This window comes from Affinundibacterium macrobrachii, from assembly GCF_014652415.1.
GTDB classification, from domain to species: Bacteria; Pseudomonadota; Gammaproteobacteria; order Burkholderiales; family Burkholderiaceae_D; genus Undibacterium; species Undibacterium macrobrachii.
Genome location: NZ_BMYT01000002.1, coordinates 352,082 through 375,149, shown reverse-complemented (window position 1 = coordinate 375,149; position 23,068 = coordinate 352,082). Strand labels below are relative to the sequence as shown.

The 23,068-nt window shown below is 45.4% G+C and carries 24 protein-coding genes; all 24 read right to left on the bottom strand.

The window, feature by feature from the left end; genetic code table 11:
• Positions 1 to 28: 28 nt before the first annotated feature.
• The 24 genes from IE103_RS07420 to IE103_RS07305 all read right to left on the bottom strand — a co-directional run bounded on the left by IE103_RS07420 (position 29) and on the right by IE103_RS07305 (position 23,038).
• Positions 29 to 1,297, bottom strand: coding sequence for a sterol desaturase family protein (locus tag IE103_RS07420; protein ID WP_189345404.1), 1,269 nt, complete (start codon positions 1,295 to 1,297; stop codon positions 29 to 31).
• Positions 1,298 to 1,485: 188 nt separating this feature from the next.
• Positions 1,486 to 2,319, bottom strand: coding sequence for a PhzF family phenazine biosynthesis protein (locus tag IE103_RS07415; RefSeq protein ID WP_189345403.1), 834 nt, complete (start codon positions 2,317 to 2,319; stop codon positions 1,486 to 1,488).
• 94 nt (positions 2,320 to 2,413) lie between these two features.
• The gene (locus IE103_RS07410) at positions 2,414 to 2,911 is read right to left on the bottom strand and encodes a DMP19 family protein (protein WP_189345402.1); all 498 of its coding nucleotides are present in this window, start codon (positions 2,909 to 2,911) and stop codon (positions 2,414 to 2,416) included.
• 103 nt (positions 2,912 to 3,014) lie between these two features.
• Positions 3,015 to 3,476, bottom strand: coding sequence for a hypothetical protein (locus IE103_RS07405; protein WP_189345401.1), 462 nt, complete (start codon positions 3,474 to 3,476; stop codon positions 3,015 to 3,017).
• 104 nt (positions 3,477 to 3,580) lie between these two features.
• Positions 3,581 to 5,113, bottom strand: coding sequence for a serine hydrolase domain-containing protein (locus tag IE103_RS07400; protein WP_189345400.1), 1,533 nt, complete (start codon positions 5,111 to 5,113; stop codon positions 3,581 to 3,583).
• A gap of 187 nt (positions 5,114 to 5,300) precedes the next feature.
• The gene (locus IE103_RS07395) at positions 5,301 to 5,666 is read right to left on the bottom strand and encodes a YbaN family protein (protein ID WP_229827163.1); all 366 of its coding nucleotides are present in this window, start codon (positions 5,664 to 5,666) and stop codon (positions 5,301 to 5,303) included.
• Positions 5,667 to 5,858: 192 nt separating this feature from the next.
• A complete protein-coding gene (locus IE103_RS07390; protein ID WP_189345399.1) occupies positions 5,859 to 6,269 on the bottom strand; it encodes a hypothetical protein in 411 nt (136 codons plus the stop codon).
• A gap of 240 nt (positions 6,270 to 6,509) precedes the next feature.
• Positions 6,510 to 8,429 carry a M28 family peptidase gene (locus IE103_RS07385; protein ID WP_189345398.1) on the bottom strand — a complete coding sequence of 640 codons (1,920 nt, stop codon included), beginning with the start codon at positions 8,427 to 8,429 and terminating at the stop codon, positions 6,510 to 6,512.
• Between the two features lie 557 nt (positions 8,430 to 8,986).
• Positions 8,987 to 9,796, bottom strand: coding sequence for a PPK2 family polyphosphate kinase (locus IE103_RS07380; RefSeq protein WP_189345397.1), 810 nt, complete (start codon positions 9,794 to 9,796; stop codon positions 8,987 to 8,989).
• 19 nt (positions 9,797 to 9,815) lie between these two features.
• Complete coding sequence (locus tag IE103_RS07375) at positions 9,816 to 10,280, bottom strand: CoA-binding protein (protein ID WP_189345396.1); 465 nt, start codon at positions 10,278 to 10,280, stop codon at positions 9,816 to 9,818.
• A gap of 108 nt (positions 10,281 to 10,388) precedes the next feature.
• The gene (locus IE103_RS07370) at positions 10,389 to 10,811 is read right to left on the bottom strand and encodes a F0F1 ATP synthase subunit epsilon (RefSeq protein ID WP_189345395.1); all 423 of its coding nucleotides are present in this window, start codon (positions 10,809 to 10,811) and stop codon (positions 10,389 to 10,391) included.
• Between the two features lie 184 nt (positions 10,812 to 10,995).
• Complete coding sequence (gene atpD / locus IE103_RS07365; protein ID WP_186917569.1) at positions 10,996 to 12,399, bottom strand: F0F1 ATP synthase subunit beta; 1,404 nt, start codon at positions 12,397 to 12,399, stop codon at positions 10,996 to 10,998.
• 30 nt (positions 12,400 to 12,429) lie between these two features.
• The gene (gene atpG / locus IE103_RS07360) at positions 12,430 to 13,299 is read right to left on the bottom strand and encodes a F0F1 ATP synthase subunit gamma (RefSeq protein WP_189345394.1); all 870 of its coding nucleotides are present in this window, start codon (positions 13,297 to 13,299) and stop codon (positions 12,430 to 12,432) included.
• 29 nt (positions 13,300 to 13,328) lie between these two features.
• A complete protein-coding gene (gene atpA / locus IE103_RS07355) occupies positions 13,329 to 14,870 on the bottom strand; it encodes a F0F1 ATP synthase subunit alpha (protein ID WP_189345393.1) in 1,542 nt (513 codons plus the stop codon).
• Between the two features lie 36 nt (positions 14,871 to 14,906).
• A complete protein-coding gene (locus IE103_RS07350; protein WP_189345392.1) occupies positions 14,907 to 15,440 on the bottom strand; it encodes a F0F1 ATP synthase subunit delta in 534 nt (177 codons plus the stop codon).
• 2 nt (positions 15,441 to 15,442) lie between these two features.
• Positions 15,443 to 15,913, bottom strand: a complete 471-nt coding sequence (locus IE103_RS07345; RefSeq protein WP_189345391.1) for a F0F1 ATP synthase subunit B — start codon at positions 15,911 to 15,913, stop codon at positions 15,443 to 15,445.
• Between the two features lie 78 nt (positions 15,914 to 15,991).
• A complete protein-coding gene (gene atpE, locus IE103_RS07340) occupies positions 15,992 to 16,234 on the bottom strand; it encodes a F0F1 ATP synthase subunit C (protein ID WP_186891519.1) in 243 nt (80 codons plus the stop codon).
• Between the two features lie 107 nt (positions 16,235 to 16,341).
• Positions 16,342 to 17,166, bottom strand: a complete 825-nt coding sequence (atpB, locus tag IE103_RS07335) for a F0F1 ATP synthase subunit A (protein ID WP_189345390.1) — start codon at positions 17,164 to 17,166, stop codon at positions 16,342 to 16,344.
• A gap of 2 nt (positions 17,167 to 17,168) precedes the next feature.
• The gene (locus IE103_RS07330) at positions 17,169 to 17,507 is read right to left on the bottom strand and encodes an ATP synthase subunit I (protein WP_189345389.1); all 339 of its coding nucleotides are present in this window, start codon (positions 17,505 to 17,507) and stop codon (positions 17,169 to 17,171) included.
• A 348-nt stretch (positions 17,508 to 17,855) separates the two neighbouring features.
• Positions 17,856 to 18,749: a ParB/RepB/Spo0J family partition protein gene (locus IE103_RS07325; RefSeq protein WP_189345388.1), complete on the bottom strand. Its 894-nt coding sequence runs from the start codon at positions 18,747 to 18,749 to the stop codon at positions 17,856 to 17,858.
• 19 nt (positions 18,750 to 18,768) lie between these two features.
• Entirely contained in the window at positions 18,769 to 19,548 is a 780-nt protein-coding gene (locus tag IE103_RS07320) for a ParA family protein (protein ID WP_189345387.1), read from the bottom strand.
• Positions 19,549 to 19,637: 89 nt separating this feature from the next.
• Positions 19,638 to 20,294, bottom strand: coding sequence for a 16S rRNA (guanine(527)-N(7))-methyltransferase RsmG (gene rsmG, locus IE103_RS07315; protein ID WP_189345386.1), 657 nt, complete (start codon positions 20,292 to 20,294; stop codon positions 19,638 to 19,640).
• 3 nt (positions 20,295 to 20,297) lie between these two features.
• Positions 20,298 to 22,256 carry a tRNA uridine-5-carboxymethylaminomethyl(34) synthesis enzyme MnmG gene (mnmG, locus tag IE103_RS07310; RefSeq protein WP_189345385.1) on the bottom strand — a complete coding sequence of 653 codons (1,959 nt, stop codon included), beginning with the start codon at positions 22,254 to 22,256 and terminating at the stop codon, positions 20,298 to 20,300.
• 143 nt (positions 22,257 to 22,399) lie between these two features.
• Entirely contained in the window at positions 22,400 to 23,038 is a 639-nt protein-coding gene (locus tag IE103_RS07305; RefSeq protein WP_189345384.1) for a hypothetical protein, read from the bottom strand.
• Positions 23,039 to 23,068 lie beyond the last annotated feature (30 nt).

The following is a 23,068-nucleotide window of genomic DNA, read 5'->3' as shown; positions in this document are numbered from 1 at the left end:
ATCATCTTGCTTTCACATACAAAGGATTTTATTCTTGGTCGGTAGCACGCGCACCCGCTTTACCAGCATCGCGTTTGCGACGTTGTGAACGTAGACGTGCCGCGGTGCCTGCGCGATATGGATCAACATGGAAAGGAAAACGCTGTTGTGCAGTAAATCCATCCGGCATGTAATCACCAAATACACCATAGTTTTTGGGGAAGCCAGTTTGTCCTTTAATCGCGCTTCCAAACAAATAATCAATAAACGAGAAATGCGCCGCATAGTTTTTATCGATAGCGATCTCGTCGGAGGAATGATGCCAATGATGAAAATCTGGCGTCACGATCACATATTTGAGCGGCCCCCAAGGAAGATGCACATTGGCATGATTAAAGACTGCCTGGAATCCAACGACGATGATATAGACATCCATCACGGTTTTTTCAAAACCAAGCACATACAAACTACCTAAAACCAAAACGCGCGTGACGATCAATTCCAAAATATGCATACGTGACCCCGCTAACCAATCCATCGTCTTGGTGCTGTGATGCACCGCATGGAATCGCCATAAAAATGGTACTTCATGATAAGCGCGATGCGTCCAATACTGCGCCAGATCAGCAACAAAAATACACAGAATCAGTTGCAGTACAAAAGGAATAGCCTGTACTAATTCTTGCAGCGCAGGAATCGCAATCCAACCAAAAATCTTGTGTATCAAGAAGTTGACCGTCAATAAGGCCAGGCCAATGATGAAGTGATTGACCGCAAAATGCACCAAATCGGTTTGCCACTCTTTTCTAAAAATCGGTTGACCACGATATAAAGGGAAAAGCTTTTCTAAGCCGACAAAAATCAAGGTCGAACCTAGCAAATCTAAGATAAACCAATCCAAGCCGATATACGGCGTGTGATCTGGAAAATCGTCAACTGGCACGTGTGATCCGCCTAGTAAGACACTAATTAATACCAGCAAACCCGCGACAGCATTAATGCTGCGAGCACGGTTCAAAATCAAATTCACCAAGCTAATCGATCCAGATAACACCAAGGCGGCGAACATCAAATGACGAATCAAATCAGGGGAATACTGACGCCGTAATTCAGGCGTCGTCAAATACTGCGGAAAATGAAATGCCAACACACCGAGCAGGCACAAAATCGCTAATCCTAATGCCCATACGCCACTAACGATGCCATAGCCTTTTCTGAGTTCACCATCAGCAGCCATCAATTTTGCGGTTTCTTTCGCAGCGCTTGCGATGGCGGCGACGGGCGTGGGTAACTTATCTTGATTCAATTTATCTGTCATAGAAGCGGAATTGAAAATGCGAGATGAATAGTAGAAAAAATCCGCGAGCAATTGGCGACGAATGACACCAGTTCGCGCAGGCGGCTATGGTAAGTCATTTTTTGCAATTTGCACATTATCAAGATTTACGAAAAAACCTTGGTCGCAACAATTATTCAGTGCGGATAAAATTTTATAGAGACGCTTATTCAATTAACGATCAGTCGGGCTCGACCAGAAACACGAATTGAACTACCAAGTTCAGCACTAAAATCAGCGGCAATACAAGAACGCATGCCCATGTCCTCACCTTGCACAAGATCGATATGACCAGCATGGGGCCAAGCTAAGTCACGCAAATAACCGGCAAATGCTGCGCTAGCAGCGCCAGTTGCGGGGTCTTCTAACACCCCTCCAGAAGCAAACGCATTGCGCGTGTGGAACAACTGATTGCTCTCCGCAAACACAAATAAAATCGTCACTAAAGCTTCGCGATTCATCCAAACACGACCTGCCGCCAGATCATAATGCATCGCACTCAATGCAGATCGCGACTTCAACGCCAATACCAAATGATCTGCGCCACCATGAATGCGCGCTGGTGGAATCCGTGGATCGAGATCCGTTTCGTGATATCCAAACATCGCTAATGCTTCAGCAACTAATTGCGGCGAAGCGACCATGCTACGCGTTGGTGGCGATTGTAGTGCGGCAGAAATTCGTCCCGGTTCTGATTTGCCCTCGACCGTAATCACTGCTTGATTCAACTGTAGAGAAAACACGCCATTACCTTGTTGCAATGCCAATGCAGCCCCGAGCGCGATCGTCGCATGACCACAGAATGGTATTTCGGATTCTGGAGAAAAGTAGCGAACACGCCAATCTGCACCGATGGGTACCGCAAATACGGTTTCAGAAAATCCAACTGCAGCCGCGATTTTCTGCATCTCGCTATCGCTTGGAAATTGTTCGGTGATACATACACCTGCAGGATTTCCCCCAACCTCACCGTCAGAAAAAGCAGCGATTTTTTGAACTTGCATCCTTACTCCTGATCTTGAACATGCGAGTGATGATAATCGATTTGCACATTCGACTAAAAGATCGAGTTTCTCATAACAAATTGAAGCCGCCAAATTATTTCAAGCTAGCACGATAACGGTTTGCATATTCATCCGCAGCAAGATTGAATACATTCTGATCCTTACCAATCGCATCCAAGAATTGACTAGATAAGTCGAGCAAGATGTCGAGATTATATTCATCGTCTTCTGATAAGGTTTCTGCCCAAACCCAATCAATCATCGTTGCCCGCACAGCGCGATCGCGTGGATATGAGTCACCAAAAAATGTCATACAAGCTTCGGTGATATCGGCAGCATCTGTTAAACCAATTCTTCGGAAAGCAATAAGCGCTTCTGGTGCCAGCACGCCTGTTGAGTTAGAGAAAAACTGCGGAAACGCACCATTCACTACTTCGGATACTAGCCAATGAGCGGCATATAAATCGCCAACTGCTTGCGGCAATTGGGCAAATTGCGCCAAAAAAGTTTCGGGATTGGTGTAAATATCGATCTGATCCCAAATAGGCTCAAGCAAATCCCAGTAGCTTGCTATGCGCTGCGGATTGCTCACCAGAGCCTCCTACAAGTAGATGCCATAAACGTGACACTGATCGTCGGTAAGATCATCAAATAATAAGTCACGCTGTGACACCAAGTAGACGCTAAATCTCGTCTCATGGAATGCGTTTCAATTGCACCAGTTTGCTATTCCAAGATGCAATCGCCGATTTATCATCTACGCCAGTGACGGTAATATTTACTAAGATGCCCTTGCGCAAATAACTGATCGAGGCAAATGAGGGAGCATCAGCTTTGGCATTGATATGAACCGCTTTATCAGGGTCATTATTCACTGCGGTAAATGTCGTACCCGGTGGATTACTCATTTTTCGGTACATCTCAACCGACGGGGCTGGATTTGCACCCGCATCAATCCAAATTTTTGGCCCGTCTGAACTATACACACATGCCTTTCCCAATATTCCGCGCTCTGGCACGCCCGCTTTAAAAGGATGCCCGAAATGTTTAGACAAATACTCGGGCTCAAACGGGCATTGTGCAGCGGTCGGTGCCTGTGCCGCAGCATAAGCAGCGCAATTTATTAGTGCGGTAAAAACCAAGATATGCTTCATCACTTTGATTCTCCTTTTCGTTTAGCTGATCTAGTTGAAACGGTTGGATATGGTTCACGAAACATTGTGCTCGAAGAAAAGTTTCTCGACAAGCACAATGAGAATTTTCAGTTTTTCTTAGCAAAAAACTTCTCGCCTAAATTCAATCCGACCACCTTACCTTCTTTCATCACGTAAGTCAGAATCTGTCCTCGCCCTAGCAACTCGGTTCTAAATGCGTGTTCATCGGCTTTATAGACTTCGGTATCTGCTTCAGCAATACCCATCTTGAGTATCAGTTGATTGTCTCTAATTTGGCACTGTAAACTTCCCAGTTCATTCTCAAAAATTCCTGAATAAGTGCTCATAGGCTGTGGTAATGGCAATTGTCGCGCTGCGCGTTTTTGCTTCTCGGCGAGCTGTGCTTGCAGCATCTTTGTGTAGTTGCTTTGAAGCTTAGTCTCCGCTTCTAGCCGTTTTGCCTCATGTTCAGGTTCATTCAGCAAACTAGCGTAGATCACATCAACAATATGTTGATTCATCATGCTGGAGAGCGTCCCGCCATTACTCAAAACCACAACGCCAAAACCGCGCTCCGGCATCATCGACATGTGCGCGCTATAACCAGTGAAACCACCTGGGCGCAAATAGACTTTTTGTCCTTTGTATTCAGCGATATCCCAACCGAGTGACCAACCCACGCGTTTCATACCAGCGACGGTACGATTTTGCGTAGCGGTTTGTTTCCAAGCATCTGCCACCAATTCTGGCGGGAAAATCGCTTTTCCTTGCCATTGGCCTTGTTGCAAATGGGCGCCCAACCAAGCAGCTAAATCATTTGCACTGCTGTAAGTGCCGCCAGCGGCGTGCATGTTTTTATCAACTTTTTTCGCCTTACTCACCATAAACGCATCGCCAAAGAATTCATGTCCTTGCGCGATTTTTTGCGGATCTAGTTGCGTCAAACGATTTGCGCTATTACGCATATTCAAAGGGCGAAAAATCGATGCATCGACCAAATCTTGCCACGCTTTTCCGGTGAGATGTTCGAGAATATAGCCAGCAAGCACCGGACCGAGATTGGAATATTCAAAGTTATTTCCAGCAGCAGAGGCAGGATGATGCGACAAGAACGCCAATAACTCCGAGGTCGATTGAAACTCACCCGTAAAAGCAGTTCGATAAGTCACCGGACCATCCCCACTAATACCATGTGTATGATTCAACAGGCGCTCGAGCGTCACTTGTTCTGCATTCACGCTAGGATGAAAACGCAAAGTCGGCATCAATTTTTGCACCGGCGTTGTCATTAAATGCGGATGGGTACGTGCCAGATCAGAGCTGATGTGGGCGGTAAAAGCTTTGGTACTGGAGGCAATATAAAACGGCGTATCTGGTGTCACTGCAACGCTACCACCAATCTGGGTTGTACCAAATCCCTTAGAAAAAATCACTTTGCCATTCGAGACTACCGCTACTGCTAAGCCAGGTGAGAATTGTTCGATCAGCTTGGGATTGAGAGAGCGTTCTAGACTTTCTGTTTCGCTAGACTTGGACGCTAATGCTGAGTTTGTGGACTCAATAGGTGTTGCCGCAAGTACCAAACTCGGTGTAATGCTACTAACTGCCATTACAAACAACATTTTTTGTAGATGATTCATTTCTTTTTCCTCTCGTATGAACATGAAAAAGATAGACTTTCATGCGACGTTCGGCATAACTACATCTGTTTAGCTAATGTCATGCCAGATATTAAAGAAATTGAATCGTAATCGCTGTGGGTAGTGGCGTCAGCGCAAAACCGACGAACTGCATTTTTCGATGAATAGACTGCAAAAGAGACGAAATTTAACTCGGTTCTGGTCGACTGATTAAAAATACCGCGACGGCCAAGAAAAGTAATGCGGCAGCGCCCAGAACCCAGAGATTATTCACGCGCAATAACATCAATGTATAACTCACTATGAGCATCAATATAGCAATGATTTTGCTCTTTCGGGAAACGCTTTTATTGGCCTCCCAGTCGCGCAACATTTTGCCGAACACTGCGTGACGATGTAGCCATTGATGCAAGCGCGGTGAACTTTTTGCAGACAACCAAGCAGCCAATAAGAGGAATGGCACGGTTGGCAATCCGGGAACAAAAATGCCGATGATTGCCAACATTAGGCAGAGGCAAGCCAGAAATGCCAGTAATAAGCGCAAGTATCGCAATGTCGTTTCCCTATTTTTTACGTGCGAGATCTTAGGAAAAATTGCTGATCACTAAAATCAATCAAGTCAATTTAGCCTAGATCCTAACGCCATCAAGTCCACCAACAAGAGAAGCAAGTGAACTAAACAAGAAAGCGAATAATAGCGCAAGGCGCAACAACATCCGAACATTCATGGTAAACCTTCAGCATGTCATTTCTCAATAATTTTATTTCCTACCCCACTCCTCGAAATGCGTGACACAAAACCTTTCGGTATATACAGCGTATTCCCCTCGCCTTCTAAATCAATTTGCTCGACCATTGCGCTATTGCGTATGCTGAGGTCATTGTTGACGCCTGTCACACGTATGCGACCAACTTGATTTTTCTCTGCGATGACAATGTTATTGCTAGTACCTGTGAGATAGACGTTATAACGCCCAGATTTATTAATGATACTGTCAAGCTTGTGTCCATCAATCACGACTTCGTTGCCTCGATCATCGACATGACCACTGCTACCGCAACCCGCGATAATCAAACTTGAGAAGACTAAGGAAAAGCTAATAAGAAGGCGCAACGCACCCCGAGTAACGCCGTCAACAAATGCCAAATAACGCATAAAAATATCCCTCAAAAAAATAGAAATCTATCCGAACTTCGCTGCGGATCTTTCAATGACCAACAACGTGAGACCGCATCATCCTTGCTTGATAAGAGGGAATCGAGAAAGATGCGACCGATCAGCTATTTTTGTGCCTTAGGGACTGTGAATTTGGCGCGAATGGCAAAGTAACGGCATAAAAAAATCCGCCATATTGCTAAGACGGATTCTTCTCAAAACCTTGCTGCGCAAAATGACTTATTTCTTTTGTTGCCCTTCTCCTAGAAAAGCTTTTGCTTCTGCACCAACGCGTATTACGCGAATTTGTCTGAACTCAGTATTGCTATCTATTTTGTTCAAAGTCTCTTGTCCGGCAGTGAGTCTACCGATTACATTGAATTCACTTGTGAATTGACTATCTGCCGTGCCTATCAATAAATGACCTTGCGCATTGATTGCGACCACATGACCCTGTAAGTTAACAGCTTTTTTCGCCATCTCATTCAATACGGTTTCTGGCCATTTACCATGCAAACGAAACTCCCATTTGCCATTAACGATGTTTGCTTGCCCAATCGGTGCAGGTGGCGTGCTTGGACGGGCTGCACCGGGGTTAAATGCAGGCGGTTTAAAGTTTGTTTCGAGCTGAGCAACCAAACGCGCTACATTGGCGGGAGCTAGTTCTGCTTGCAACTCGACTAAAACATTACCTTGATTTGTGACTAGCTCGACGTACAGACCAGACGGCAAGTAATAACCATCGCGGCTCAAGGTTTCTGGCGCATTTGCCACTTCATAGGCCATTAATGCAATAGCGATTGCCGAGTGTTGCTGCGCTTTGGCATAAGGCACGACCTCGTTATAGGTATCCAATAAGGTATGCCAAGTACGACCGTAGACGAAATCTGTTTTGTTCGATGCCGATGGCGTCGGCACACCTTTCATAGAAAATGCCGAGGCATCGGTGCCAGACAAAGCTTCTGCACGTATGCGTGGATAATCACTGGTTTTTAGTTCAAAACCAAATTCACCAGATTGTCCTTGCAAACTTTTGGCGACACGTTCAAATGGTGCTTTCCAAGCACTAGGCACAGTGATGCCTGATATAGCGCCTGGTGCACCATCGCGATTGAGCATCATCACCATCTTATCCATACTTTTTGCGTGTTTCTCGGTAAAGGCGGCTGCACCTAAAATCCCTAGCTCCTCACCTGCCGACGCTAACATCACAATACTACGCTTTGGTTTAGCACCCGCTTTTGCCAATAAACGCATTGCTTCGATTGTCGGCGACATACCTGAGCCATCATCAACAGCGCCAGTTGCGCTATCAAAACTATCTAAATGTGCGCCTATGACAACGTATTCATCGGGTTTCTCTGTCCCCTTAATTCGCGCGACTACATTATGAAAAGCTACTGGACCAGGGAAGAACCAATTGCGAATATCAAATTCTAGTTCTGGCTTTTCGCCCTTTTTTATTTGCTCTTGGATTTCATAGTATTGCGTTGCGTTGAGCTTGATGTCAGGTAAGCTTGGTAATGTTTCCCAAGTAGTTGGTTTTGCATCGAGCAAGGACAGCGGTTCTTTACCCGCTTGCAAAGTACCAAGCGCACCGGCTTCGATTAGTTTTAAGGTGATCGCGTCAGGTTTATATTCTTTTCGACCATCACGTCCCATGCCGCGACTTTCTCCAGCAATCAAGACCCAAGCACCTTTAAATTCTGCCATGCGCGCTTGCGCTTCTGCCACAGTCGCCGGACCTAAGACCGCGGGTCCACGCTGCACACCTTTGGTTCCAGCGGTATAACTTGGTGTGCCAAAACGCAAAGGCTTTTCAACGGGGGTAAGGATTTTGCCAAACCAAGGTCCACGGTTAAAGCCGACACTTTGTTGCCCTGCTTCTTCTAACTCCGCTTCAATTCCCCATTGCTGCATTTGATTTTTGGTCCAACGTGCGGCATGACTGTAGTTATCACTACCCGTCATGCGTCCACCAAAACGATTAGTCAGAATATCTAACCAAGTCATTACTTGGGGATCTTGCGTACCGATTTCGACAATCTTTTTCGATGTCGCATCTTGTGCGGAACTAATCGGACTAAGTCCAATCAAGATACAAAATGCGAGCACGCTAACTCGCCCTGGTTTCATATTTTTGTTGAATTGTTCTTGCATGCTCTTGCCTTTATTGTTGTTGTGGAGGGTATGAAAAAGAGAAATAGAGACAAGGTGCCGAAGTATCTCCTCTTATTATTTTCATACGGCTTCGACTAAGTAGTGCGTGGCAAGTTCCAATATTGGTAAAAACCCTGAGGCTGAAGTTGATAGTGAGGCGTGGCTGCTACTTTTTATCAATCCTACTTGGATGCATGTTTTCATTACGAACAGTCGACCCTGCATGAAATGCTTCCAAAGAGGAAACTATAGAGATTTTATTGCAATGTCTTGCTGGTGTTAAAGAAGCAAATGTGAGCTAATTACTTCCGCATAATTACTGCCACCTTAGCTGTGGATAACTTTGTGGGCAATTTTTGAATAATTTAGTGCTTTGCAGCACCAATGCAGGATTCAATTTAATTAGGTATTATAAGCACTTGAATTTAAAAGAAATTTTATGATTTTATTTTCTCTCAATTAATTTCTTGAGATAAATATTATGTTTGTTTTTGTGGATAAATAGGTGAAAGCAACAAATTTGATCGTCCAAGCTGAGTGCACAACAGCCGTTTTTACTACTCGATTTTAATTTTGAAATAGTCAGCTTGTGGGCTGGGGTAGTTCAAATCCATAGCGGCTAATTTTTCAGCAACAATGCCCGCAATGATTAGATTTCTTTGTGTTTTTGAGTTTGCCGGAATAATGAACCAAGGTGCGTGCTGTTGATGCGTCGCCCGAATCACACTTTGATAGGCTTCTTGGTATGCGCTCCAAGATGCGCGCTCGGTTAAGTCTTGTCCGTTAAATTTCCAATGCTTATTCGGATCACTCAAACGTTCTTGTAGTCGTTGTTTTTGTTCATCCTTGGAGATATGCAAAAAGAATTTCAAGATGGTGGTACCGGTCTCGCTCAACATGCGCTCGAATGCATTGATGTGCGCATACCGACGCTGTACTTCTGCCTCGTCGATATCGCCATGGACTTTGGTGATTAACACATCTTCATAGTGACTACGATTAAAAATCGCTAACTCACCGGCAGCTGGAACTTGCTGATGGATTCGCCATAAGAAATCATGTGCCCGCTCAATTGCACTTGGCGCTTTAAAACTAATGCTGCGCACACCTGCAGGATTGGTGCGACCAAACACTACGCGCACCGTGCCGTCTTTTCCCGAAGTGTCCATGCCTTGTAGCACAATCAACAGCTTATGCTTTTGTTGTGCATAAAGGATGTTTTGAAATTCTCCAATTTGCTCACTTAACTCTAAGGTCTTCGCCTTCATCAACTCTTTATTACTATTCACTGCCAAAGGTCGCAAGCTAGCGTCTTTATCTAAAATTTGGCTATTCTTGGTAGCGATAAATTGTGTTGAAATACTCATGAGCGACACCTAAATTAAGTTAATCGGTGATGTTGTGTAGGCGTTTATGTTCAATCTTCGTACAACGATTCATCACGACTGCCAAACCCGCTGAACGCGCTTGCGCAGCCGCATCTTCATTCGTAATTTCTAGCTGCATCCAAACTGCTTTTGCACCAACTGTAATGGCTTCGCTAACGATCGGTGGAATATCGTCCGCTTTGCGGAAACAATCAACAATATCAATTTCCATCCCGCTCTGCTGTTTCGCTTCACTCAGACTCGCATAGCAAGGCTCGCCTAAAATTGTCTGTCCCTGCAACAAGGGATTAATCGCCAGGATTTGATAATTGTGCTCTTTTAAGTACTGTGCAACTTTAAAGCTATCGCGCTCTGGTTTATTCGAGATCCCAACGATCGCAATGATTTTTGCCTGGTTCAATAAATCATCAATCTGCGCATTCGTTTGTGCGTCGATTTGTGTTTCTGTTTCGGTGTCGCTCATAGTTGGAAATCCAATTAATTAGAGGGCGAAAAAAGAAAAAGGCAGCCTTAGCTGCCTCTTCTATATTAAAACCACTTTACTGCTTCTGCAAAGAAAAACTTTACAGAATTAACGCTTCGAACGTAATTTCTGAATCGCTGCCAATTGCGCGATCGCAGATGCCAACTCGGCTTGCGCTTGCGCGTAATCGATGCCTGCATCGCGATTAACCAAAGCTTCTTCTGCCAATTTCTTAGCTTCAGCGGCTTTCGCTTCATCAAGATCATGTCCACGAATCGCCGTATCTGCCAACACTGTAACCGCATCAGGCTGAACTTCCAGGATACCACCTGCAACGAATACAAATTCGTCTTCGGATTGACCTGCAATCTTAATGCGTACCGCGCCTGGCTTAATACGTGTGATCAATGGTGTGTGTTTTGGATAAATACCCAATTCACCTGATTCACCCGGCAACGCGACGAATTCAGCTTCGCCAGAAAAGATGCTCTCTTCTGCAGAAACCACGTCAACGTGAATAGTATGTGCCATGTGCTAACCTTTTTAATTTGCTTTAACCACTCCTCCCCCTTCAAGGGGGAGGTCGGGAGGGGGATGGGGGTCTAATTGAAGCACTCAAGATGCCTTAAGTAACTCGATGCTACCCCATCCCCACCCCGCCCCTCCCCTTGAAGGGGAGGGAGAGGTCACTCTTTCCCCCCAGGGGAAAGAATAATTAAGCTGCCATTTTCTTCGCTTTTTCGATCGCTTCGTCGATTGTACCTACCATGTAGAACGCTTGTTCTGGCAAGTGATCGAGTTCACCGGATGCAATCATCTTGAAGCCTTTGATTGTATCTTTCAGTGAAACGTATTTACCTGGAGAACCAGTAAATACCTCAGCAACGTGGAAAGGCTGAGACAAGAAACGTTGCATCTTACGTGCACGAGCAACGATCAACTTATCTTCAGGGGCCAATTCGTCCATACCCAAAATCGCGATAATGTCACGCAATTCTTTGTAGCGTTGCAAAGTACCTTGAACAGCGCGTGCTGTTTCATAGTGCTCTTGACCAACCACTTGTGGGTCCAACTGACGAGATGTGGAATCCAATGGATCAACCGCTGGATAGATACCCAAAGATGCGATGTCACGAGACAAAACAACGGTGGAATCCAAGTGAGCAAAGGTTGTCGCTGGAGATGGATCTGTCAAGTCATCCGCTGGAACGTAAACCGCTTGAATAGAAGTAATAGAACCAGTCTTAGTGGAAGTAATACGTTCTTGCAAACGGCCCATTTCTTCAGCCAAAGTTGGTTGGTAACCTACCGCGGAAGGCATACGGCCCAACAACGCGGAAACTTCAGTACCAGCCAATGTGTAACGATAGATGTTATCGACGAAGAACAACACGTCTTTACCTTCGTCACGGAAACCTTCAGCGATCGTCAAACCAGTCAAAGCAACGCGCAAACGGTTACCTGGTGGTTCATTCATCTGACCGTACACCATCGCTACTTTGGAATCTTCAGGCTTTTCCAAGTTAACCACGTTAGCGTCAGCCATTTCGTGGTAGAAGTCATTACCTTCACGAGTACGTTCACCAACACCAGCAAACACGGACAAACCACTGTGTGCTTTAGCGATGTTGTTGATCAATTCCATCATGTTAACGGTCTTACCAACACCCGCACCACCGAACAAACCAACTTTACCACCCTTCGCAAATGGGCAAACCAAGTCAATAACTTTGATACCGGTTTCCAACAATTCTTGCGATGGAGAGAGTTCGTCGTAAGCAGGTGCTTTACGGTGAATCGATGCTTGTGATTCACGGCTAACCGGACCACATTCATCAATTGGGTTACCCAATACGTCCATAATACGGCCCAATGTTGCTTTGCCGGTTGGAACCATAATTGGTTTACCTGTGTTGCTAATCATCATGCCACGACGCAAGCCATCAGATGTACCCAAAGCAATCGTACGGACGATACCGTCACCCAATTGCTGTTGGACTTCCAATGTCAGATCGGAGCCTTCCATTTTCAAGGCATCGTAAACCTTAGGCATCGCGTCGCGTGGAAATTCAACGTCCACAACAGCGCCGATACACTGAACGATTTTGCCATTAGCCATGTTCGTTCCTTCAATAATATTAAAATTCGTTTAGACCGCTGCCGCGCCGGCGACGATCTCGGAGAGCTCTTTCGTAATTGCAGCTTGACGGGTTTTGTTATAAACCAGTTTCAACTCACCAATCACGTTACCTGCGTTATCGCTAGCTGACTTCATCGCCACCATGCGTGCCGATTGTTCAGACGCCATATTTTCTGCAACTGCTTGATAAATCAGTGCTTCAACATAACGTACCAACAATTCATCGATCACCGCAGCTGCATCTGGTTCGTAAATATAGTCCCAAGAATGGGAAGCTTTATTTGTTTCCAGCTTGTCCGATGTCAGAGGCAATAATTGCTCAACCACCGGTTCTTGCTTCATGGTGTTAATGAATTTGGTGTAGCTCAAATAAACCGCATCGAGCTTGCCTTCCTGATACGCATCCAGTAACAACTTCACTGGACCAATCAATTTATCGAGGTGAGGTGTATCACCCAATTGTGTCGCATGTGACACAACTTTCGCACCTACGCGATTCAGGAAGCCGAGACCTTTATTACCAATCGCGACCGCTTCAATTTTTGAACCCTTACCTTCGAGTTCACGCATCTTGTTGGTGACCAAACGCAAAACGTTGGTATTCAAGCCACCGCACAAACCCTTATCGGTTGTCACAACGATCAAGCCAATTTTCTTAGCTTGATCTTGTTGAACCATGAAAGGATGCGTGTACTCTGGGTTGGCCTGTGACAAGTTTGCTGTGATCGTACGAATTTTTTCACTGTACGGACGAGCCGCACGCATTCTGTCCTGCGCTTTACGCATTTTAGAAGCAGCGACCATTTCCATCGCTTTCGTGATCTTCTTCGTATTCTCTACGCTTTTGATCTTGCCACGTATCTCTTTACCTACAGCCATGAGTATTGACTCCTTCTAGCTACGGTAAATTAAAATGCGCCGGATTTTTTGAAATCAGCGATTGCAGCAGCCATGGCAGCTTCGCCATCTTTGTCCAATTGCTTAGTCTCTTCAATCTTTTGCAACAAAGCTGCGTGACTTGTTTTCATGAAGTTGTGTACGCCAGCTTCGAAAGCCAATACTTTCTTCACAGGTACGTCATCCAAGAAACCTTTGTTCACTGCGAACAAAGTCACTGCCATCAAAGAAATTGACAATGGTGCGTACTGAGCTTGTTTCAACAATTCAGTTACGCGTGCACCACGATCCAATTGCTTACGGGTTGCTTCATCCAAGTCAGATGCGAACTGCGCAAACGCAGCCAATTCGCGATACTGCGCCAAGTCAGTACGAATACCACCGGACAAGTTCTTAATAACTTTAGTTTGAGCAGCACCACCAACGCGAGACACGGAAATACCCGCGTTAATCGCTGGACGAATACCTGCGTTAAACAAAGAAGTTTCCAAGAAGATCTGGCCGTCAGTAATCGAAATGACGTTAGTTGGAACGAAAGCAGAAACGTCACCAGCTTGTGTTTCAATGATAGGCAATGCTGTCAATGAACCTGTCTTACCTTTAACTTCACCGTTAGTGAATGCTTCTACGTAGTCAGGGTTAACACGTGCTGCGCGCTCTAACAAACGTGAGTGCAAATAGAACACGTCACCTGGGTAAGCTTCACGGCCTGGTGGACGGCGCAACAACAAGGAAACTTGACGGTAAGCAACCGCTTGTTTAGACAAATCATCATAAACGATCAATGCGTCTTCACCGCGATCACGGAAGTACTCACCCATTGCGCAACCAGAGTACGCAGAAACGTATTGCATCGCTGCAGATTCAGCTGCAGTTGCCGCAACAACGATGGTGTATTCCATCGCGCCGTGTGCTTCTAAAGCGCGCACAACGTTTTTAACGGAAGATGCTTTTTGACCAATCGCTACATAGATACAAGTAACGCCTTGACCTTTTTGATTGATGATGGAGTCAATCGCTACCGCTGTTTTACCAGTTTGACGATCGCCAATGATCAATTCACGTTGACCACGACCAACTGGAACCATGGAGTCGATAGACTTCAAACCAGTTTGCAATGGTTGAGAAACGGATTGACGTGCAATAACGCCTGGAGCAATCTTTTCGATTGGCGCAGACAATTTTGCATTGATAGGACCTTTTCCGTCGATTGGTTGACCCAATGCGTTAACTACACGGCCGCGCAATTCTGGACCGATAGGAACTTCCAAAATACGACCAGTACATTTCACTGTGTCGCCTTCAGAGATGTGCTCGTAGTCACCGAGAATAACGGCACCAACGGAATCACGTTCCAAGTTCAAAGCCAAACCAAATGTATTGCCTGGGAATTCCAACATCTCACCTTGCATCGCATCGGACAAACCGTGGATGCGGCAGATGCCGTCGGTAACGGAAATAACCGTACCTTGATTACGAATCTCAGCACCGTCGCCAAGGCCTTGAATACGGCTCTTGATCAACTCGCTGATTTCTGATGGGTTGAGTTGCATACTAACTCCTAAAATTGTTTCAGTACTTGAACAGCATTAAGCTGTCAAAGCGTTGTGCATCTGTTGCAGCTTGGCACGAACCGAAGTATCTAACACTTGATCACCAACCACGATACGCACACCACCGATCAAGGAAGAGTCTACCTTCACGGTTGGGTGCAGTTTGCGACCAAATTTCTTTTCCAGTGTTGCCGCCAATTCGCTAACCTGCGCATCTGTCATTTCAAACGCACTTGTGATTTCAGCATCTGCGGAGCCAGCATCGGCATTTTGCAAAGCATGAAATTGCACAGCGATTTCTGGCAAAGCGGTTAAACGGTCATATTCAGTCAATGTAAGCACGAAGTTTTTTGCTTCAGCAGTTACAGGAGACTTCAACACGGACAAGAAAGCCTCCGCAGTTTGCGCTGCGGAGACTTTGGGGTTGTGTGCAAGAGCCACTACATCGGGATGCGCTGCGGCTTGCGCCATCTCAGCAACCAGTTCCGACCAAGCGGACAAGTTACCGGACTTAGCAACGCGATACAACGCTTCTGCGTAAGGACGAGCGATCGTTGCGAGTTCTGCCATGATTACAGCTCAGTCTTCAATTGGTTCAACAAATCTGCATGAGCAGAAGCGTTAACCTCACGTTTCAAAATTTGCTCTGCACCTTTTACTGCCAAAGCGGCAACTTGGTCGCGCAATTCTTCGCGTGCTTTTGTGACTTGATTAGCAGCTTCTGCTTGAGCGGCAGCGATGATACGCGCAGCTTCTGCACTAGCAGCATTCTTAGCTTCTTCAACGATTGATTGGCCATACTTTTCAGCATTCGCAACCTGTTTTAAGCCTTCTTCACGAGCCTTAGCCAATTCGAGTTGTGCTTGTTTCTTACCTTCCTCGACTGCAATTCGCCCTTGATCCGCAGCAGCTAGGCCGTCTGCGATTTTTTTCATACGTGCATCGATGGCACCAATCAATGGTGGCCAAACGAATTTCATGGTAAACAAAGCTAGGATGAAAAACACCCCAGCTTGGTACCACATAGTTTGATTCAGATTCATCGTCGTTTCCTTGTGTGAATTATCGTTCCGCTAGCGCCGATCTGCTGACCAACGCTGCGGTAGAAAAAGGAAATTAAATTAACCTTGGAATGGGTTCGCAGTTGCGAAGAACATCGCGATACCAACACCGATAATGAACGCAGCGTCGATCAAACCAGCCAACAACAACATTTTGCCTTGCAACTTGTCCATCAATTCTGGTTGACGAGCAGACGCTTCCAAATATTTACCACCCATCATAGCGATACCGATACAAGCACCCAAAGCGCCCAAACCAATGATCAAACCACAAGCCAAAGCTACAAATGCGACGTTAGTCATGAGAAAACTCCCTAAAAGTTAAAAAATTAAAATACCAAAACCAAAAACTAAAACCAAAAAACTAAATTCGATACAAACCAATATTACTGCTCAACTACTGCTCTAAATTAATGCGCCTCGTGAGATTGACCCATGTACACCAAAGTCAACATCATGAAAATAAAGGCTTGCAAGAATACGATCAAAATGTGGAAGATTGCCCAAATCGAACCAGCAATCAATTGTCCGATACCGCCAAAATGGCTGTAAGCACCGAGCAAAGCGATCAACAAGAATAACAACTCACCAGCGAACATATTACCGAACAGTCGCATACCGAGTGAGAAGGTCTTAGCTGCGTATTCAACCACGTTCAACATAATATTGAATGGCAACATCATTGGACCGAACGGTGCTGTACACAATTCTTTAATGAAGCCGCCTGCACCTTTAATCTTGACTGAGTAGTACATCATCAACATGAATACGCCAACGGAGATACCCAAAGTACCATTCAAATCAGCAGTTGGAACAACACGGTGATAAGTATGGGTGTCAATACCCAATAATGGGAACAACCAAACGGAGAACAAATCGACTGGCAAGAAGTCCATTGCGTTCATTAAAGAAACCCACATGAATACAGTCAAAGCCATTGGTGCGATGAAGGAAACATTACCGTGGACAATGCTTTTTGCTTGATCATTAACCATCTCAACAATCATTTCAATCGCGCATTGGAAACGGCCTGGAACACCAGAAGTTGCCTTACGGGATGCCATGTACATCAAAATAATTGCTACCAAACCACAGAACACCGACCAAATGATGGTGTCGTAGTTGATATAAGACATATCCACCAACGCTGTTTGCTGTTGGTTGGCATTATTTAAATGCCCAAGATGATGGGATATATATTCTGACGGGGTTGGGGCGTTTTCTGATGCGCTCATAATCAATGCCTAAAGAGTAGTATTAAATAACTTTTCATTACCACGATGAATGCAGCGAGAAACGCCAGCCAATTCAATCCGGGGTAAAACAAAACCACCGCTCCCATGAGAGCAATGGTCAGTGCAATTTTTATAAACTCACCGACAAAAAAATTCATCGGGTTGGCACCGCCGAGTTTTCGTACGCTACTTAACAAGCGTAAAGCAAAAAACGCGTTCGGAAGCGCGCAACAGAGACCGCCGAGCAAAGCGGATAAACCAGCGGAGAGACCAGACACTAATAAGGCCACGAGCGCCACGATGAAAGCTGCTGCAATTTGCAACAGGATAATGCGCGCCATGCCACTCCCCAGTTTTTACAACAAATTTTCGTTTTTCATCAAAAAACGCTGCTTTTTAATTCTTTTTATTTGCTGCGTTTTAGCGTTTTATCGCTAGCTTGATGTTTTGTGTGATCTATTTTGGTGCTGCTCCAACGCAATTTTGGTGCGGGTTTTGCGCATTTTTGGGCAGATTTTCCAAAGCCACGGAATTATACGTGCATGTATAAGCAAGGTCAAACGTTTGATGCAACGCAACAAATTCTGTTTTAAATTTCGTTTGCCCAATACTGTTCGACTATTTAGCAAGTTTGCCGAGGATTATCGGCAAACTTAATACTTTGACTTCAAAATCTCGTGCAGCAAAACTCATTGACCGCGAATCTTTAATATCACGCCGTCTAAAGAATCAAGATCGGCAAAATCAATGACCATTTGACCACGACCCTTGCTTCCCATTTTCAAAGTGACTTGTGTTGCCAATAAATCCGACAACTCTTCTTCGAGTTGAGTAATATCACGTGACTTTTCGGCTTTGTCTTTTTGTTTGCTTGGTGCAGCAAGTTCAGCCGTCGTTTTAGCGACCAACTTCTCAGTGTCTCGCACCGACATGCGTTTCGCGACGACTTGATTCGCCAATTGAATCTGTGTTGCCGCATCAACCGCCAGCAGAGCGCGTGCGTGTCCCATATCAATGTCACCTGCCATCAACATGGTTTGCACTGGTCGCGCTAAATTCAATAAACGCAGCAAGTTCGATACGGCACTTCTTGAGCGCCCAACCGCGTTTGCCGCTTGTTCATGGGTGAATGTGAAATCAGAGATCAAACGATGGATACCTTGCGCTTCTTCGAGTGGATTGAGATCTTCGCGTTGAATGTTTTCGATCAACGCCATTGCTGCCGCAGCTTGATCGTCCACATCTTTCACCAAGACCGCAACCTCTGTTAATCCAGCTAATTGGGAAGCACGGAATCGACGCTCACCGGCGATGATTTCATATTTGGTGACGCCATTCGCTTGACCGATAGGACGAACCAAAATGGGTTGCATCAAACCTTGCGCTTTAATGGAGGCTGCTAATTCGGCCAATGCGCCTTCATCCATACGCGTACGCGGTTGATATTTACCCGCTTGCATTTGTGTTACTGGCAAGCTGGTTGGAGCTCCAACCACTGTCGGTACCGCTTCAGCAAAATCCCCTGCACCATCGAGTAAAGCGTCTAAGCCACGCCCCAAGCCTTTTTGTTTTTTGATTGCCATGTTCATACTTAAAATAAAATTATTTTTTATCGATTGCTTTAATTCTTTCCACCATCTCTGCGCCGAAGGCGATATAGGCTTGCGCTCCTTTGGAGGATGGGTCAAACACGACACCAGGGATTCCATACGATGGCGCTTCTGCCAAGCGCACATTGCGCGGGATCACGGTCTTAAATACTTTGTCACCAAAATGTTGCTCCAATTGGTCCGAGACTTGCTGCGACAAAGTCATGCGTGGGTCAAACATCACGCGCAGTAATCCAACAATTTTTAAATCAGGATTCAAATTCGCAGACACTTTCTTGATCGTATTGGCCAAATCTGACAATCCTTCCAGTGCGTAATACTCACACTGCATAGGAATAATGACGCCATTTGCAGCGCATAAACCATTCAAAGTCAGCATCGATAATGCCGGCGGACAATCGATCAAAACGAAGTCGTAGTCTGCGCCTACTTCGTCTAAGGCTAAGCGCAGACGCTTATCTCGATTTTCCAACTCGACCATTTCGACTTCAGCGCCAGCAAGCTCGCGGTTAGCAGGAAGAATGTCAAATTTACCAGATTCTGATCTTACTACGGCAGATTTTACATCGGCCATACCAAGCAAAACTTGATAAACAGACAACTCTATCTTTGCTTTGTTGACACCTGCCCCCATCGTGGCATTGCCTTGAGGATCGAGATCGATCAGCAGAACGCGTTGATCCAGCTTCGCCAAACCAGCTGCTAGATTGACCGTTGTAGTAGTTTTTCCTACACCACCTTTTTGATTGGCAACGCAAAAAATTTTAGCCATAGATACTTTTTAGAATAATTGCGGTTAAAAGAAAATCCCAGAACTGCTGTTTCACGTGTAACTTGATTTGCTTACTTATATTTGCTGACTTATTTGGCTGAGCCTAATTTCTTCACATGCACCAAATGTCTTTCCACATTCAAACCTGGTACTCGCAAAGGTTCAATACTCTCGACCGCCCATCCGTCTGGTAATCGTTCAATTTCTTGCGTTGGCGAAACTCCCTTCATGGCGAGAAAACGTCCGTTCTCTGCCAACAAATGATGCGACCAATTAATGAAGTTGTTGAGTTCAGAAAAGGCACGGGAAGTAATCACGTCAAATTGATGCTCAACTTTCAGCAGCTCAACTCGCCCAGTATGGACCGTGACGTTTTTGAGTTTCAACTCCGCTTTTACTTGGGTTAAGAATGCGGTCTTCTTGTTGACGATATCAATCATCGTGACCGAAGCGGTTGGAAAAACAATCGCTAAAACGATGCCAGGTAAACCGCCACCTGAACCGACATCCAAAATATTCTTGGCTTGCGTAAATGCGTGAACCGCCGACAAGGAGTCCAATAAATGCTGCTTCACCATATCGTGGGGATCACGGATTGAAGTCAGGTTATAAACTGAATTCCACTTGATCAACAAAGCAAGGTAAGCCAACATCTTTTCCACTTGCTCTTCGGTCAATGGCAAACCTAAGGAGGCAATACCTTCTCTTAACTCTTTTCCCAGAGCTTCTTTATCGAAACGACTCATAAACTATTCACCCACCACTTTGTCATTCAGTTCTTCATCATTGGCAGGAGCTGCATTGGCAAAACCTTTAAAACCACGTTTTTTCAAATGCACCAGCAACAACGACAAAGCGGCTGGTGTCACACCAGAGATACGACCACACTGCCCTAAGGTTTCTGGTCGCTGCGCATTGAGTTTTTGCTTCACTTCAATCGACAAACCATTCACTTCTAAATAATCAAAGTCGGTTGGCATTTTCAAATTTTCATAGTGTGCTTGACGCTCCACCTCTTTGGCTTGACGTCCGATATAGCCCGAATATTTGATTTGAATTTCTATCTGTTCCTTGACAGCTGGATCGGTGACCGCTTCACCACCCAGAGATTGCCCTTCCTTACCTTTGAGTGTCATCAGTTGATCATAAGTAACTTGCGGACGACGCAATAAATCAGCCAAGGAATACTCACGCTCCAAAGCTTTCCCGACCACGCGCTCTGCTTCGATATCTTCGACGATACGAGGATTGACCCAAGTCGATTTTAATCTTTCCATTTCACGTGAAACGGCTTCACGTTTTTCTTCGAACATTTGCCATTGTTTGTCACTGACACATCCTAATTGGCGACCAATTTCGGTTAAACGCATATCAGCATTGTCTTCACGCAGACTGAGGCGGAATTCTGCGCGACTAGTGAACATACGGTAAGGTTCTTGCACGCCTTTGGTCACAAGATCATCAACCAACACACCGAGATAAGCTTCGTCACGACGCGGAACCCAAGCCTCTTTGCCCTGCGTTTGCAATGCTGCATTTAAGCCCGCCAACATGCCTTGCGCTGCCGCTTCTTCGTACCCTGTCGTGCCGTTGATCTGACCTGCGAAAAACAAGCCTTGAATCGCACGTGTCTCAAGCGAAGTTTTTAGACCGCGAGGATCAAAGTAATCGTATTCAATCGCATAGCCAGGACGCAAAATATAGGCATGCTCCATCCCCTGCATAGAGCGCACAAGATCGAGCTGTACATCAAACGGCAAACTTGTTGATATGCCGTTTGGATAGAATTCGTTGGTAGTGAGCCCTTCTGGCTCAAGGAAAATCTGATGGGAATCTTTGCCCGAAAAACGATGAATCTTGTCTTCTATCGATGGGCAGTAACGAGGGCCAACACCTTCAATTACACCAGTGTACATCGGGCTACGATCTAAACCGGCTCGAATAATGTCATGGGTTTTTGTATTTGTATGGGTAATCCAGCATGGCATTTGTCGCGGATGCATAGCAACACTTCCCATTACTGAGAATACGGGAACTGGATCAAGATCACCCGGCTGGGCTTCCATCTTCGAAAAATCAATACTGCGGCCATCAATTCTTGGAGGTGTGCCAGTCTTCAATCGCCCTTGCGGCAAAGCCAATTCCTTGAGTCGACTAGACAATGAGATAGCAGGTGGATCACCTGCACGACCAGCGGAGTAACTATTTAGACCGACATGGATCTTCCCATCCAAGAAAGTACCCGCAGTTAACACGACCGCACGCGCCTTAAACTTCAAGCCAACTTGCGTGACGGCGCCAACTACACGATCACCCTCCACCATGAGGTCATCGACCGCTTGTTGGAAAATCCATAGATTTTCTTGATTTTCCAGACGACTACGGATCGCTTGTTTATATAGAATTCGATCAGCTTGTGCACGTGTTGCGCGCACCGCAGGTCCTTTAGACGAGTTCAAGATACGGAACTGGATACCTGCTTCGTCGGTTGCAATCGCCATCGCACCGCCCATGGCATCAACTTCCTTAACCAAATGTCCTTTACCAATTCCACCGATCGATGGATTGCAAGACATTTGACCTAAAGTCTCTATATTGTGGGTCAACAATAGGGTTTTTTGCCCCATGCGGGCGGAAGCCAACGCAGCTTCTGTACCGGCATGACCTCCGCCGACGACGATGACATCGAATTCATTTGGATAAAACATGTGGATAGCTCAAGGAGGAGTTACTTGGTGAAGATATCGCAAAATAGTTGCGAGGCACGATTATAGTAGTTTTTAGCTTTCAAACACCGGATTCTCTCGACAAAAAATCAAAAAACCTACAATTTGTTTCACGTGAAACAAATTCAAGCACCAGCAAATAATGCGAACACCAACAAAATCACGCCCAAAATCGTTAAGCCTGCGTAGATACGCATTGGCCACTTACTCACAGGAACCACCTTCGTACGCTTTGAGCGCCTACGTTTCTTTGGCTTTGGCGGTTCAGGAAATACCTGAACTAACTTGCTCTTACGCTTTTCCTTCTTAATCCTTAGCTTGGTATCCAACTCTAACGACAAGGGAATATCAACATCATCCATACTCGCTTGCTTATATGGATGTTTTTGAACTGATCGCACAAAGTTATTGCGCGTGTCGACCATCAAGCCAGACCCACTATGCAAAGGATCTAATGAAGAAGAATAAAATTCATCTAAATCAAGCTTGCTCGCACTAGGATTGTTATTTACATTCGACGTCTCAGCTCTCACTGTCTCAACGACTTCACTTATCAATCCTCGACCAAGCAGTGTAACTAGCACCGAATCCAAATCAAGCGCATCATCTTGCTCGAAGGCTTTTGCCAATGTGACGTAAGTAATCTCTTGGTCAACCGCAACCAGGACCAACTGCTCTGATCTCGACAAACCGAGATCACGCAGCCGAATTTCTGTATCCCCTAAACTTGTACGAGAAAACACTTTATTTGTGAACTGACTCAAAATACACTCCGAGAATCCTTAATTATATGT